Origin of the sequence: Streptococcus cuniculi (assembly GCF_004570575.1) — a bacterium.
GTDB lineage: Bacteria > Bacillota > Bacilli > Lactobacillales > Streptococcaceae > Streptococcus > Streptococcus cuniculi_A.
On the sequence record NZ_SPPD01000013.1, the window covers coordinates 55,733 to 69,959 of the forward strand.

Consider the following 14,227-nt stretch of genomic DNA (forward strand, 5'->3'; position numbering starts at 1 on the left):
CTTGGATAACGGGTCTCAAAACGGATAAAAAGGAGATCATTATGTTGAAAAAATTAGTTGCATCAGCCCTCTTCGTGTCTTCGCTTGCCTTGGTTGCTTGTTCGGGCAACACGACTAAAACCTCTTCTGCAAATCAGACAGAGTGGGAACGGGTCAAGGAAGCAGGAGTCTTGAAAGTAGCCACTCCAGGGACCCTCTATCCAACCTCTTATCATGATGATGCAGACAAATTAGTCGGTTATGAAATTGAGATGCTCGATGAAATCGGCAAACGCTTGGACATCAAGATTGAATACCAAGAAATCGGTGTGGCAGAAGCCTTTACCGCAGTAGATAGTGGCAAGGTTGATATCGCTGTCAACAACTTTGATACGACTAAAGAACGTCTTGAAAAATACAATTTCTCTATTCCTTACAAATATTCAATCGGTGGAATGATTGTCCGTGAAGATGGCTCGTCTGGGATTGAAGCAGCAGATTTGAGCGATTGGAAAGGGAAAAAAGCTGGCGGCGGTGCAGGCACCCAGTACATGAAGATTGCAGAAAAGCTCGGTGCAGAGCCGGTGATTTATGACAATGTGACCAATGATGTCTACCTCCGCGACGTATCAACGGGGCGGACAGACTTTATCCCGAACGATTACTACACACAAGTGATTGCTATTCAATACATTACGAAGCAATTCCCAGATATTAAGGTCAAAATGGGAACTGCCAAGTACAACCCAACCGAGCAAGGAATTGTGATGAGTAAGGCAGATACTAGCCTGAAAGAAAAGCTAGATGAGGTCCTTAAAGGGATGAAAGAAGATGGTACCTTAAAAGTCATTTCAGAAAAATATTACGCTGGTCAAGACTTGACAGAGCCTGAAAAAGGTGTGGACAATCTGCCTGTCATTGATACAGCTGACGTGAAGTAGCTAGAATGTGAATGCGGAAAATGAGAGTGGGAAGGTCAAAGCAGGTGTGCTTGATGCGCTCGCTCTCTTTTATCGTCAGTCCGTTTTGAGTGCTGATGTGGTGAAGGCGTTTTGTCTGATAAATATATAGTGGAGGAAAAAATGAATTGGCAGGTGATTTTTAACCTAGAGCTAGCAAAAGAGGCGATTCCTAAGATTTTAGAAGGTTTGCCCTATACGTTGGGCTTATCTCTCATTGGTTTTGCCCTGGGGACATTTTGTGGCTTTTTTGTTGCCCTTTTACGCATGTCACGGCTTACTCTAGTGCGCTACCTAGCCATGCTCCATATTTCCTTGATGCGGGGAATTCCGCTTATGGTCTTGCTCTTTTTTATCTACTTCGGCCTTCCCTTTATGGGCTTGGAATTGGATGCCATTAGTGCTAGTATCATTGCCTTTACCCTCATGTCAAGCGCCTATATCTCAGAGATTATCCGCTCCTCGCTTTCTGCGATTGACCAAGGACAATGGGAGGCGGCTCGTTCGCTCGGTTTAAAAAACTCGGTGATTTATCGGAAGGTCATCATTCCTCAAGCCTTTCGGATTGCCGTGCCACCCCTCAGCAATGTCTTGTTAGACATGGTGAAAAGCACCTCCCTAACCGCCATGATTACCGTGCCAGAATTGTTTAACAAGGCCAAGATTGTCGGCGGTGCCAAGTCGGATTACATGACAGTCTATATCTGCGTTGCCCTAATCTATTGGGTTATTTGCACCTTGTACGCCCTAGGGCAAGTTCAGCTGGAAAAGCATCTAGCAACTTATGGATAGATAAAAAAACGAACAACAACAATATTCTGAGACTTAAAATATTGTTGTTGTTCGTTTTAGGCTGATTGGCATGCTGGGCAGACACCGTAAATGGTCAAGAGTTCTTTGGTAATCTGATAGCCTGTCTGGGCTTGGACTTGGGCTTCAAGGCTCGGCATGTTTTCAGCAATCAGGTCAGTAATCTTTCCGCAGCGTTCACAGATGACATTCAAATGGTCGTGTCCCATGAAATCGTAGTAGGTAGTCGTGTCATTGTTGCGTTTTAACTCGGTCACAAACCCTTCTTCTACCAGTACCTTGAGATTGTTATAGACGGTGGCTAGGCTCATACTTGGATAGCTCGGTCGTAAATCCTTATAAATCATCTCAGCACTTGGATGATCAAGGCTATCAATCAAGTAACGAATGACCGCCTTGCGCGTCTCGGTTATCCGGATTCCTTTTTCTTTTAAATGACTCACGACGTGCGCATAGGCATCTTGGTGATTATGGTGTGTGTGATGGGACATGGCACGTCTCTCCTTGTGATATTTTTCTTCATTATATACCATTTAGCTAAAATACGCGAATAAAAGTTTATGCTTGCTATCTGTGCTAGGACAGACAAGAGGTAACCTCCTTGTCACTGGCTTTTAAGCTGTGGTACAATCAAGTTATGACAAGATATAAAGCAATTATTTCCTATGATGGATACGATTTTTCAGGTTTTCAGCGCCAACCTCAGGCACGAACGGTTCAGGAGGAATTGGAAAGGACCTTGCAACGCTTAAATAGTGGGAAAGAGGTAGTGGTGCATGGAGCAGGGCGGACAGATAGCGGAGTCCATGCCTATGGTCAGGTCATTCATTTTGATTTACCTGGTAGTCGGGATGTGGAAAAGCTTCGTTTTGCTCTTGATACGCAAAGTCCTGAAGATATTGATGTAGTAGCGATTGAACAGGTAGCAGATGAGTTCCATTGTCGCTATGCCAAGCATCAAAAAACGTACGAATTTTTGGTTGATATTGGCCGGCCAAAAAATCCCATGATGAGACGTTATGCGACTCATTTTCCCTATGAGTTAGAGCTTGAGCAGATGCAAAAGGCTATTTCTACCTTGGTGGGAACCCATGATTTTACAGGTTTTACAGCGTCAGGAACAGCGGTGGAAGACAAGGTGCGGACGATTACAGAAGCGCGTGTGGAGCTAGATAGTAAGCAAAACTTGCTCATCTTTACCTTTACAGGAAATGGCTTTCTTTATAAACAGGTGCGTAATATGGTGGGGACCTTGTTGAAAATTGGCAATAACCGCATGCCAGTCGAGCAGGTGGAGCGAATTTTACAGGAAAAGAACCGTCAATTGGCAGGGCCTACGGCTGCTCCAAATGGCTTGTATTTGAAGGAGATTCAATATGAAGAGTAAGTATATTCTAGCCCTTTCAGGCAACGATATTTTTAGTGGTGGTGGTCTCCATGCGGATTTGACCACCTATACGGTCAATGGTCTACATGGTTTTGTGGCGGTGACTTGTTTGACTGCTATGACGGACACGGGGTTTGAGGTGATAGCGGTCGATGAAACTGTCTTTGAAAAACAATTGAACAGTTTACAAGATGTAGATTTTGCGGCTATAAAAATAGGCTTGTTGCCCAATGTCGCTATTGCCAAGCAAGCGCTTGATTGTGTGCGGTCGCATGCAGGTCTTCCAATTGTCCTTGATCCCGTTCTTGTTTGTAAAGAAACGCATGATGTGGAGGTCAATGATTTGCGCAAGGAATTGCTGGCATTCTTTCCCTATGTGACCATTGTCACACCCAATCTGGCAGAAGCGGAGCTATTGACCCAAAGAAGGATTCAAACGGTTGAAGAAATGAAAGAAGCAGCGAGAACCCTGCATGAGCTAGGGGCTCCACATGTCGTGATTAAGGGAGGCAATCGGCTGGATAAAAGGCGCGCAATCGATGTCTATTATGACGGTGAGCAATATCAGGTGTTGGAATCGCAGGTGCTGGAGAAAAACAATACCGGTGCAGGTTGTACGTTTGCCTCAAGTATCGCTAGTCAGCTAGTCTTGGGGGCTAGTGTGCGTGATGCGGTGAGTGTTTCTAAGGACTTTGTTCTTCGAGCGATTCAAGCGTCTGATGAATACGGGGTGGTACAATATGAAAGCTAAACAAACGCAAAAAATCGTATTGCTGTCGATTTTGACAGCTCTAACAGTTGTCTTAGGTTACGTACATGTGCCGACCTTGACTGGCCTCATCACCCTGCTAGATGCTGGTGTCTTTTTTACCGCTTTTTATCTGGGATCAAAAGAAGGTGCCGTTGTCGGTGGTTTGTCAGGTCTCTTGATTGATGTGCTACTGGGCTACCCGCAGTGGGCTTTCTTTAGCCTGATGTTTCATGGATTACAAGGCTATACAGCTGGTTGGTCAGGAAAAAGACGATTCGTAGGGCTACTCTTTGCTAGCCTTGCCATGGTCGGTGGTTATTTTCTAGCGAGCCTGATGATGTACAATTTAGCGAGTGCATTGGATAGTCTGGTCGGAAATCTGATCCAAAATACAGTCGGTATGTTTCTTGGATCTGTTCTTGCTAAAGCGATGACGAGTAGCAGAAAGGTAGAAATCTAGATGGTAGAAATGGACACGATTAAACAGGAAACCTTGGAGATTTTAGAAGAGGTCTTGGAATTGAGCCAGATTCAAAAGGGTCAATTATTTGTCTTAGGTCTCTCTTCTAGTGAAGTCATCGGAGGTCATATCGGCAAACATTCCAGTATGGAAGTCGGGCAAGTGATTGTCAAAACCGTCTTAGATGGTTTGTCTGAACGGGGGATTCACCTAGCTGTTCAGGGGTGCGAGCATGTGAATCGGGCCTTGGTGGTTGAGCGAGACTTTGCTCTTGCTAAAGATTTGGAAATCGTCAACGTGCTTCCGAGCTTGCATGCAGGCGGTTCTGGGCAACTCGCCGCATTTGAGTATATGGACGACCCTGTCGAGGTTGAGTTTGTCACAGCCTACGCAGGACTTGATATTGGCGATACCGCTATCGGTATGCACGTCAAACACGTCCAAGTACCCTTGCGACCGATCTTACGCCAGATTGGTCATGCCCACGTGACGGCTCTTGCCAGCCGGCCAAAATTGATTGGCGGTGCTAGGGCCTTGTATCAAGAAGATATGATTCGCAAACGGAACTGCTAGGAAAAGTTGAAGCTCCCTTTTCTTTTGTGCGCTCTACATTCTCTAACATGAAAAAACGATTCCCGCTTTATGTTATAGCTTTCACTTGTGGGAGTCGTTTTGTTATAGGTTAGTGCTTAGCTTAATGATATTGGGCTTAAAATAGCTTGTTTTTATTGGGTTGTATAAAAGAAAGGAAGGCGGTATGAAAAGCCATTGTTTGAAATTTGATACAATCTGACTCGCAAATATTAAAAAAAGCTGTACCAGTGATATAATCATCTCAATAAAAATAAGATGTTATAAAATCCGTTTATTACAAAAAATCTTCACGTAGATATTCTTAGTATGTTTTTCGGGGTTTGAAAAGGTTTTCAAAATGTGTTATAATATTTTTGGAAACAGAAAGAAAAATATCATTTTTATTCTTCTAGTGTCAACGAAAAAGACACCTTGGTAAAAGGTGGTTGGAAATATGAAGGTGTAGCATGGAGAGCACCTAAGGAAGGAAAAGAAGTTTATCGACTTTATAATCCGATTCTGAAAGATCATCATTATACAATGGATCAAAATGAGGTGAGGGTTTTAACGACTAAACATCATTGGCGGAATGAAGGTAGTGCCTGGTATTCGGCTGGGAGTCGTCCTGTACATTGCCTTTTCCATCAAGGTTTAACATCAGGTTCGCATCATTACACAATGAGTGAGAACGAGGTAAGGGTTCTTCAGACAAGGGGCTGGAAATACGAAGGCATTGCTTGGTACGGAGAAGATGCATTTGAATAATAACTAAAAACAAGTTTAGAAAATGTCTAGACTTGTTTTTTATCTTATAGAATGTTAGAGAGGAGGTAGAATTTGTATCATAATTATCCAGATGAATTGATTGAAAAGTATTTTAAAATGTCAGAAGCGACACTGAATCGCAGATTACGTGTTATGCGTGGTTATCGTCAATCTAGAAGTAGCGCTGGGAACTATTGATAAACGTTCGTGGCTTCTTTCTATTTTTGAAATTTTTAGAAAAGAAGAGAAAATGATATAATTGTAGGTGTTAATAATACCTGCTAGAATAGGAAGTATCATGTTTTTTAAACGCTTGGATAGCGGTAGATATCGCGATTATGAGAAATATTATGATGAAATGGAAGGGAAGTGAGCATGCGCCGTGAGAAATATGTCCGTGGTCTTATCCTTTGATCAGTATTTAAAACGACTATTGTAAATCAAAAAAGGGGTGAGGTGGAAAAAAAGGACAAGACATTTTCATGCGTTTGTCCTAGAATTGGCACAAAAATTTGGAGAATGGCTGGAGATATGATATAATAGCGTGTATGCAATAAAATTTTAAGGAGAAATGACAGAATGTCTGTATCATTTGAATCAAAAGAAACAAACCGCGGTGTCTTGACATTTACAATCGCTCAAGATGCTATCAAACCAGAATTGGATCGTGTATTTAACAAGGTAAAGAAAGATATTAACGTACCTGGATTCCGTAAAGGTCACTTGCCACGCGCTGTCTTCAACCAAAAATTTGGTGAAGAAGCATTGTACCAAGATGCTGTCAATGCTCTTTTACCAGCAGCCTATGAAGCAGCTGTAGCAGAAGCAGGTCTTGAAGTCGTTGCACAACCAAACATCGAAGTTGTATCGATGGAAAAAGGTCAAGACTGGACAATCACTGCAGAAGTTGTCACTAAGCCAGAAGTAAAATTGGGTGACTACAAAAACTTGTCAGTATCCGTTGAAGCAACAAAAGAAGTAACGGATGAAGAAGTTGATGCAAAAGTGGAGCGTGAGCGCAATACCTTGGCAGAATTGGTTATCAAAGAAGGACCAGCTGCTGAAGGCGACACAGTTGTGATTGACTTTGTTGGCTCTGTCGACGGTGTTGAATTTGACGGTGGAAAAGGTGAGAACTTCTCATTAGGCCTTGGTAGCGGTCAATTTATCCCAGGCTTTGAAGACCAATTGGTAGGTCACAGCGCAGGTGAGGAAGTTAAGGTCGAAGTGACTTTCCCAGAAGACTACCAAGCAGCAGACTTGGCAGGAAAACCAGCTCTCTTTGTGACAAAAATCCACGAAGTAAAAGCAAAAGAAGTGCCAGCTCTTGATGATGAATTGGCAAAAGACCTTGACGAAGAAGTGGAAACACTTGATGAGTTGAAAGCAAAATACCGTAAAGAATTGGAAGCGGCAAAAGAAATTGCCTTTGACGATGCGGTAGAAACAGCAGCAATTGATTTAGCTGTTGAAAATGCAGAAATCGTTGACCTTCCAGAAGAAATGGTTCACGAAGAAGTACACCGTGCGATCAATGAATTCCTTGGTGGTATGCAACAACAAGGTATCTCACCAGATATGTACTTCCAAATCACTGGAACAACACGCGAAGATCTTCATAAACAATACGAAGCAGATGCTGAAAAACGTACGAAGACAAATCTTGTTGTGGAAGCTGTAGCCAAAGCAGAAGGTTTTGAGGCAACAGCAGAAGAAATCGAAGCTGAAATCACAGAACTCGCATCGACCTACAACATGGAAGTAGAACAAGTGCGTCGCCTGCTTTCAGAAGATATGTTGAAACATGACATCGCAGTGAAAAAAGCGGTTGAAGTCATCACAAGCACAGCAACTGTGAAATAAGTAAAAACAGATAAAATAGAGGTTGAGAATTGCTCAGCTTCTATTTTTCTCTAATTTTATAGTCATTTGGTTTTGATTTATTACGTTGTTAACTCGTCTTGCCTAACTCCAGTTATGTCTGCGACTCGTTGCCTAGTACTAAATCAAAGCTAAACGACTATATAGCTATTCGGTTTGAATTAGTTGTGTCATGAACGCATCTTTCCTCGCCCTAGGGATGCTTGTATTTCCTTTCCTAGGACAAAATTCAACTGAAAGACGGTTGTTATAATGAAATTATCTTTGACTATTTGCTGATTTTAGCGTAAAATAGTGAGGAAAGACAAAAAATGATACTCAAAGAGTATGAGTGGTTCCTAGGCACTGGTTGCTGACGGGATCATATTTTACATAAGGAGAATAGCCTTGGAATTAAACGTATTTGCAGGACAAGAAAAAAGTGAATTATCCATGATTGAGGTGGCGCGTGCTATCTTGGAAGAACGTGGTCGCGGTCAGGAGATGTATTTCAATGATTTGGTCAATGAAATTCAAAACTATCTTGAGAAATCAAACAGCGATATTCGTGCTGCCCTACCTACTTTTTATTCTGACTTGAATGTGGACGGTAGCTTCATTCCTCTGGGGGAAAACAAATGGGGACTTCGTTCATGGTATGCGATTGATGAGATTGATGAAGAAGTCATCACCCTTGAAGATGAGGACGAAGACGCACCAAAACGCAAGAAAAAACGTGTCAATGCCTTTATGGCTGGGGATGAAGATGCCATTGATTATGGCAATGATGACCCAGAAGATGAAGATGGCTATGATACGACAACATCAACTGAGTATGATGACGACAATCCAGATGATGAAAAAGATGAAGCAGAATCCTATGATTCTGAAATCAATGAAATCATTCCAGATGAGGATTTGGTGGACGAAGAAGTTGAGTTGAATGAAGAAGATGATGACTACACAGAAGAAGACGAAGAAAGTGTAGATGAAGAATAATTCTCATTTGACAAATCGTGTGATTTTCAGTATGCTATTAATCGGGCACCTCTTTTGAGGTCAGAGCTCCCTGTTTCAGGGAGCTATTTTTATTTTTTAAGGAGAAGTTCATGACAAAGTATATTTTTGTAACCGGTGGCGTGGTCAGTTCCATCGGAAAAGGGATTGTAGCAGCTAGTTTGGGGCGCCTGTTGAAAAATCGGGGGTTAAAAGTAACCATTCAAAAGTTCGATCCCTACATCAATATCGACCCAGGCACCATGAGTCCATATCAGCACGGAGAAGTATTTGTTACAGATGATGGAGCAGAGACCGACCTTGACCTTGGGCATTATGAGCGCTTCATTGACATCAATCTCAATAAATATTCCAATGTGACAACTGGTAAGATTTATAGTGAAGTGCTACGCAAGGAGCGCCGCGGTGAGTATCTTGGTGCAACCGTTCAAGTCATTCCGCACATCACCGATGCTTTGAAAGAAAAAATCAAGCGCGCAGCGACGACAACTGATGCCGATGTCATCATCACGGAGGTTGGTGGAACCGTTGGAGATATTGAGAGCCTGCCATTCTTAGAAGCCCTTCGCCAGATGAAAGCTGATGTGGGGGCAGACAATGTCATGTATATCCATACAACGCTTCTTCCTTATTTGAAAGCAGCGGGAGAGGTGAAAACCAAGCCGACTCAACATTCTGTAAAAGAGTTGCGGGGACTTGGTATTCAGCCAAATATGCTGGTCATTCGGACAGAAGAGCCAGCTGGTCAAGGCATTAAAAATAAATTGGCTCAGTTCTGTGATGTGGCACCAGAAGCAGTCATCGAATCGCTCGATGTTGAGCATTTGTATCAAATTCCGCTTAACTTGCAAGCGCAAAAGATGGATCAAATCGTCTGTGACCATTTGAAAATCGATGCCCCAGCTGCCGATATGACAGAATGGTCTGCGATGGTGGATAAGGTCATGAACTTGAAAAAGCAGGTCAAGATTGCCTTGGTTGGAAAATATGTGGAATTGCCAGATGCCTATATCTCTGTCGTTGAAGCCTTGAAACACTCTGGCTATGCCAATGACGCCGAAGTCAAGATTGACTGGATTAATGCCAATGATGTGACAGCAGAAAACGTCGCAGGCTTGCTCGGGTCCGCAGACGGAATCATTGTGCCAGGTGGCTTTGGACAGCGTGGGACAGAAGGGAAAATGGAGGCTATCAGATACGCCCGCGAACAAGATGTCCCAATGCTTGGGGTCTGCCTTGGTATGCAGTTGACCTGTATTGAGTTTGCCCGCCATGTCCTTGGGCTTGAAGGTGCCAACTCTGCAGAATTAGCACCAGACACTCCTTATCCAATTATCGATCTCATGCGTGACCAGATTGATGTGGAAGATATGGGAGGTACCCTTCGTCTCGGCTTGTACCCATCGAAGCTCAAAAAAGGGAGTCGCGCCGCTGCTGCCTATGACAATCAAGAAGTTGTTCAACGCCGCCACCGTCACCGCTACGAGTTTAACAATCAATTCCGTGAACAGTTTGAAGCAGCAGGCTTTGTCTTTTCAGGTGTATCGCCTGACAACCGTCTGGTTGAAATCGTAGAAATTCCTGAAAATAAATTCTTTGTAGCCTGCCAATATCACCCAGAATTATCCAGCCGTCCAAACCGTCCAGAGGAGTTATACACAGCCTTTATCTCGGCCGCGCTTGATCATCACAAGTAGTGAGAGATAGGAGTTTGCAGAGATGTTCAAAGAGTATTAGATCTCTATGGATGAGCTATTATCTAGGATATATGATAGAATATGATTATATACCATTGGCGAAAAACAGCAGCTATAGCTAGTGGTTGGGTCGCCCAGTTATTAGAGAATGATAAGCAATTTCATTTTACCTTGTGACTGAGTAATGGAGAAGGTGTAGATGAAACAAGAATATAGTTATGAAATAGATAATCCGATTCTTTCCTCCCAAACGAAGCAAGACCTTTGGGAGACGGGGTTCGGGCTTCAAAAAGTAGATGGCTTAAAGCCGTCACTCTACATGGTTGAACTTGCAAAAGAACAGATTGTTGGGAAACTCAGTTACGAGCAAGTATACCAACAGATTACGAAGTATCATGAGGAAATTGATGATAGTACAAAAGAAGCGGACATCGTGTCCTTGCGTATTGTAGAGCTATTGTCTCGGTCGGGTTTCAAGTTTGCGCCCGTCACTTTAAAAGCTATTCATAAAGACCTTTTTCTAGGGCTTCTTCCTCAAGGTGTTCCTCTGGGGGAATATAGACCCTATAATCTTCGCAAGGACGAGCCAATTCTAGGAGGAGATAGTGTCATCTATGACGACTATAGAACGATTGCAGCTAGTTTAGCCTATGATTTTGAACAGGAGTCACAGTTCAATTATCAAGGAAAAACGCTTGAGGAAATGGTTGAACACCTGCAACGATTCATATCGGGTATTTGGCAAATTCATCCCTTTGGTGAAGGAAATACTCGAACAGTGACTGTTTTTATGATTAAATATCTTCGAGTACTCGGATTTGAGATTGATAACAGCCCCTTTAAGGAAAAGGCGCGTTATTTTAGAGATGCTTTGGTATTGGATAATGCGACAGTGGCAAAAAAGAATTCAATCTACCTTACTCGTTTTTTTGAAACAATCTTGCTTGATAAACATCATCTACTGTCCTCGCGACAGATGTTTGAAGAAGTCTTGGGGATAGAGAAGTAGCATGTTCCTTCCAGCCGTCCAAACCGTCCAGAGGAGCTATACACAGCCTTTATCTCGGCCGCAGTGGAAAATCAGAAGTAATCATAGTAGAATCATCTTGTCCTGTGGCAGGGTGATTTTTCTGTTTTGCGGCTGTCGAATTAGCTCTACTCAACCAAGAAACATATTGGTCATCGCCGTCACCAGGTGCACCAATAGGATTAGCAGATTGATAGGCAAAAAATTGATAGACTAAATATTCGTTTTAGACTAACTTCCACTTTGGAAAGGGAAGTGGAACTTACTTTGAGAAATTACAATTTATAAAATTTTTTCAGTAAGTGTTGACAAGAGATAGAGTAGCTGATATACTAGTAAGGTACTCGTTCGCGGGGATGGCGGAATTGGCAGACGCGCAGGACTAAGGATCCTGTGACCGCTTTAGGTCGTGAGGGTTCAAGTCCCTCTCTCCGCATGGAACAGACTGGTTTAGCCAGTCTTTTTTGTTAGTTGCTAGCATGGGAGGAATGGGATGAAAAGCAAGCAAAAAGCAGCCATTGTATTAGCAGGTGATTATGGCTATCTTCGACAAATTGAAAGCACCTTAAAATCGCTGTGTTCTCATAATCGAGAAATAAAGGTCTATATTTTTAACCAAGATATACCTAGTGAGTGGTTTCGGGCGACCCGACGACAACTGGCAAGAATCGGTTCGGAACTAGTCGATATTAAGTTGCTAGATTCCCGCTTGGATAGGGACTGGACGGCTGGTTTTGAACATATCAATTATATGGCCTTTGCCCGCTATTTTATCCCTGAGTATGTAGTAGAGGATCGTGTGCTCTATCTAGATAGTGATTTGATTGTAACTGGAGAAATCTGCCATTTATTTGATTTGGATTTGGGAGAGAACTATCTAGCAGCAGTAGCTGCTTTACATGGGATGACCTCACTCTTTAATTCGGGTGTTTTGCTGATTGATAATAAGCGTTGGAAAGAGGAAAAGGTATTTGAACAGCTCATCGAAAGAACGCGGAGGGATTGGCAGCAGGTGCCTGAGGGAGATCAATCGATTCTTAATAGCCTTTTTTCTGGACGTTGGCTTGCCTTAGACCAAACCTACAATTTCCCCATTGGCTACGACTATGGAGCCTATGTGCGCGGCGAGCTAGGTGTCTTTGACCTCCCTATTACTCCTCTCCCCTTGGTTCTTCACTATATTTCTCCAGATAAGCCTTGGAATACCTTTTCTTCAGGAAGGCTTCGGCAGATCTGGTGGGACTATGCTATGTTGGAGTGGGAAGAGATTGTTGCTAAAGTTGGGGGGGGGGTAAGAGCAGTTCCAACCCTTTCTACCAGATTGCATCTTTTTACCCTTACAAATAGCCATCTTTTGGAGCATATTGAGCAGTTGGTAGTTTCTTTACCAGACTGTTGTTTCCATATCGGAGCCTATACAGCAATGTCGGGAACTTTGGCTCGCTTAGCCCAGTATGAAAACGTGAGGCTGTATCCTAAGATTATGAGAGTGACGATTGAAGATTTAATGGAGAAAGCAGATCTCTACTTGGACATTAACCGTGGTGGCAAATTTGAGGATGTTTTAGGGGAAGTAAGGGACAAAGGAAGAGAGATTCTCTCCTTTGATACGACAGTTGGAGACTATACGACAATGACATTCCCAGCGACCCAACCACAGGGAGTGGTGGAATTTTTAGAGGGTTATAAGAGAGAAGAAAAAAATAAAAATCTCATGAAACATTAGCCTTTTTTCTGAAAAAGTGATAAAATAAACAATGTAAGTGGGGAAGCCCACAAAAATAAAAGGAGGCTAGAACATGCCAGTCGTTTCAGCAGAAAAATTCGTCCAAGCAGCTCGTGACAATGGTTACGCAGTTGGTGGCTTTAACACAAACAACCTTGAGTGGACTCAAGCAATCTTGCGAGCAGCAGAAGCTAAAAAAGCTCCTGTTTTGATCCAAACATCAATGGGAGCAGCAAAATACATGGGTGGTTACAAAGTAGCTCGTAACTTGATTGCAAACCTTGTAGAATCAATGAACATCACTGTTCCAGTTGCGATTCACCTTGACCACGGTCACTACGAAGATGCACTTGAGTGTATCGAAGTTGGCTACACTTCAATCATGTTTGACGGTTCACACCTTCCAGTTGAAGAAAACCTTGAAAAAGCACGCGAAGTGGTGAAATTGGCACACGCAAAAGGAATTTCAGTTGAAGCTGAAGTTGGAACAATCGGTGGAGAAGAAGACGGAATCATCGGTTCTGGTGAGCTTGCTCCAATCGAAGATGCAAAAGCAATGGTAGAAACTGGTATCGACTTCTTGGCAGCAGGTATCGGTAACATCCACGGTCCATACCCAGCAAATTGGGAAGGTCTTGACCTTGATCACTTGAAGAAATTGACAGAAGCTGTTCCAGGTTTCCCAATCGTTCTTCACGGTGGTTCTGGTATTCCAGATGACCAAATCCAAGCAGCAATCAAACTTGGTGTGGCAAAAGTAAATGTAAATACAGAGTGCCAAATCGCATTTGCAAACGCAACTCGTGCCTTTGCTCGTAACTACGAAGCAAACGAAGCAGAATATGACAAGAAAAAACTCTTCGACCCACGTAAATTCTTGGCTGACGGTGTAAAAGCAATCCAAGCCTCTGTTGAAGAGCGTATCGACGTGTTCGGTTCTGAAAACAAAGCTTAATCAGCGATAGAGCATCAACAACTTCTCAATTTGGGAAGTTGTTTTTTGTTCATCGTTTGAAGCAGATAGACACCATTAAAAAGTGGAACTTACTTTGATAAATTACAGTTCTTGGCCTTAGTTAAAAAAGTTGAAGTAAGTGTCTAGAGTTTTGGGAAATCCGAAAAACTTAAATATATAATCGAAGAGAACTGAATAGGTTCTCTTTTTTCGTTGCTTAAAATTAGTGAAAGGACACAGGGCAGATGTCAAACAACATAG

Annotated in this window: 13 protein-coding genes, 1 tRNA gene and 1 pseudogene; 14 read left to right on the forward strand and 1 reads right to left on the reverse strand. The window is 42.7% G+C overall.

Going from position 1 to position 14,227, the window contains the following annotated elements; genetic code table 11:
- The first annotated feature begins 41 nt into the window (after nt 1-41).
- Together E4T82_RS08740 and E4T82_RS08745 are read left to right on the forward strand one after the other, a co-directional pair.
- The gene (locus E4T82_RS08740; RefSeq protein WP_135182453.1) at nt 42-920 is read left to right on the forward strand and encodes a transporter substrate-binding domain-containing protein; all 879 of its coding nucleotides are present in this window, start codon (nt 42-44) and stop codon (nt 918-920) included.
- A 141-nt stretch (nt 921-1,061) separates the two neighbouring features.
- The gene (locus E4T82_RS08745) at nt 1,062-1,730 is read left to right on the forward strand and encodes an amino acid ABC transporter permease (RefSeq protein WP_135182454.1); all 669 of its coding nucleotides are present in this window, start codon (nt 1,062-1,064) and stop codon (nt 1,728-1,730) included.
- Nucleotides 1,731-1,786: 56 nt separating this feature from the next.
- On the opposite strand, the gene E4T82_RS08750 is transcribed toward E4T82_RS08745, so the two are convergent.
- A complete protein-coding gene (locus E4T82_RS08750; RefSeq protein ID WP_135182455.1) occupies nt 1,787-2,239 on the reverse strand; it encodes a Fur family transcriptional regulator in 453 nt (150 codons plus the stop codon).
- A gap of 146 nt (nt 2,240-2,385) precedes the next feature.
- On the opposite strand from E4T82_RS08750, the gene truA reads away from it, so the two are divergent.
- The 12 genes and pseudogenes from truA to E4T82_RS08810 all read left to right on the forward strand — a co-directional run bounded on the left by truA (nt 2,386) and on the right by E4T82_RS08810 (nt 13,966).
- Entirely contained in the window at nt 2,386-3,135 is a 750-nt protein-coding gene (truA, locus tag E4T82_RS08755) for a tRNA pseudouridine(38-40) synthase TruA (protein ID WP_135182456.1), read from the forward strand.
- Entirely contained in the window at nt 3,125-3,886 is a 762-nt protein-coding gene (locus E4T82_RS08760) for a bifunctional hydroxymethylpyrimidine kinase/phosphomethylpyrimidine kinase (protein WP_135182457.1), read from the forward strand. Before truA ends, E4T82_RS08760 begins: the two co-directional genes overlap by 11 nt.
- Nucleotides 3,876-4,346, forward strand: coding sequence for an ECF transporter S component (locus tag E4T82_RS08765; protein WP_135182458.1), 471 nt, complete (start codon nt 3,876-3,878; stop codon nt 4,344-4,346). Before E4T82_RS08760 ends, E4T82_RS08765 begins: the two co-directional genes overlap by 11 nt.
- A gap of 9 nt (nt 4,347-4,355) precedes the next feature.
- Nucleotides 4,356-4,919, forward strand: a complete 564-nt coding sequence (locus E4T82_RS08770; RefSeq protein WP_416222662.1) for a TIGR01440 family protein — start codon at nt 4,356-4,358, stop codon at nt 4,917-4,919.
- A gap of 384 nt (nt 4,920-5,303) precedes the next feature.
- Nucleotides 5,304-5,684 (forward strand): annotated as a pseudogene (locus E4T82_RS08775) (GH25 family lysozyme); the annotation flags it as partial.
- A 579-nt stretch (nt 5,685-6,263) separates the two neighbouring features.
- Entirely contained in the window at nt 6,264-7,547 is a 1,284-nt protein-coding gene (gene tig / locus E4T82_RS08780) for a trigger factor (protein WP_135182461.1), read from the forward strand.
- Between the two features lie 405 nt (nt 7,548-7,952).
- Nucleotides 7,953-8,543 (forward strand): DNA-directed RNA polymerase subunit delta, encoded by a 591-nt coding sequence (gene rpoE / locus E4T82_RS08785; RefSeq protein WP_135182462.1) that lies wholly within the window; start codon nt 7,953-7,955, stop codon nt 8,541-8,543.
- Nucleotides 8,544-8,653: 110 nt separating this feature from the next.
- On the forward strand, nt 8,654-10,258 hold the full coding sequence (locus tag E4T82_RS08790) for a CTP synthase (RefSeq protein WP_135182463.1): 1,605 nt from the start codon (nt 8,654-8,656) through the stop codon (nt 10,256-10,258).
- Between the two features lie 199 nt (nt 10,259-10,457).
- On the forward strand, nt 10,458-11,267 hold the full coding sequence (locus E4T82_RS08795) for a Fic family protein (protein WP_135182464.1): 810 nt from the start codon (nt 10,458-10,460) through the stop codon (nt 11,265-11,267).
- Between the two features lie 368 nt (nt 11,268-11,635).
- Nucleotides 11,636-11,721, forward strand: a tRNA-Leu gene (locus tag E4T82_RS08800).
- Between the two features lie 57 nt (nt 11,722-11,778).
- The gene (locus E4T82_RS08805) at nt 11,779-13,011 is read left to right on the forward strand and encodes a glycosyltransferase (RefSeq protein WP_135182465.1); all 1,233 of its coding nucleotides are present in this window, start codon (nt 11,779-11,781) and stop codon (nt 13,009-13,011) included.
- Between the two features lie 73 nt (nt 13,012-13,084).
- Complete coding sequence (locus E4T82_RS08810) at nt 13,085-13,966, forward strand: class II fructose-bisphosphate aldolase (RefSeq protein ID WP_075105450.1); 882 nt, start codon at nt 13,085-13,087, stop codon at nt 13,964-13,966.
- The last annotated feature ends 261 nt before the right edge of the window (nt 13,967-14,227 follow it).

Excerpts from the sequence above, each read along its gene's own strand:
- E4T82_RS08740 (WP_135182453.1), top strand. The coding sequence starts at position 42 with ATGTTGAAAAAATTAGTTGCATCAGCCCTCTTCGTGTCTTCGCTTGCC.
- E4T82_RS08745 (WP_135182454.1), top strand. The coding sequence starts at position 1,062 with ATGAATTGGCAGGTGATTTTTAACCTAGAGCTAGCAAAAGAGGCGATT.
- E4T82_RS08750 (WP_135182455.1), bottom strand. The coding sequence starts at position 2,239 with ATGTCCCATCACACACACCATAATCACCAAGATGCCTATGCGCACGTC.
- truA (WP_135182456.1), top strand. The coding sequence starts at position 2,386 with ATGACAAGATATAAAGCAATTATTTCCTATGATGGATACGATTTTTCA.
- E4T82_RS08760 (WP_135182457.1), top strand. The coding sequence starts at position 3,125 with ATGAAGAGTAAGTATATTCTAGCCCTTTCAGGCAACGATATTTTTAGT.
- E4T82_RS08765 (WP_135182458.1), top strand. The coding sequence starts at position 3,876 with ATGAAAGCTAAACAAACGCAAAAAATCGTATTGCTGTCGATTTTGACA.
- E4T82_RS08770 (WP_416222662.1), top strand. The coding sequence starts at position 4,356 with ATGGACACGATTAAACAGGAAACCTTGGAGATTTTAGAAGAGGTCTTG.
- tig (WP_135182461.1), top strand. The coding sequence starts at position 6,264 with ATGTCTGTATCATTTGAATCAAAAGAAACAAACCGCGGTGTCTTGACA.
- E4T82_RS08790 (WP_135182463.1), top strand. The coding sequence starts at position 8,654 with ATGACAAAGTATATTTTTGTAACCGGTGGCGTGGTCAGTTCCATCGGA.
- E4T82_RS08795 (WP_135182464.1), top strand. The coding sequence starts at position 10,458 with ATGAAACAAGAATATAGTTATGAAATAGATAATCCGATTCTTTCCTCC.
- E4T82_RS08805 (WP_135182465.1), top strand. The coding sequence starts at position 11,779 with ATGAAAAGCAAGCAAAAAGCAGCCATTGTATTAGCAGGTGATTATGGC.
- E4T82_RS08810 (WP_075105450.1), top strand. The coding sequence starts at position 13,085 with ATGCCAGTCGTTTCAGCAGAAAAATTCGTCCAAGCAGCTCGTGACAAT.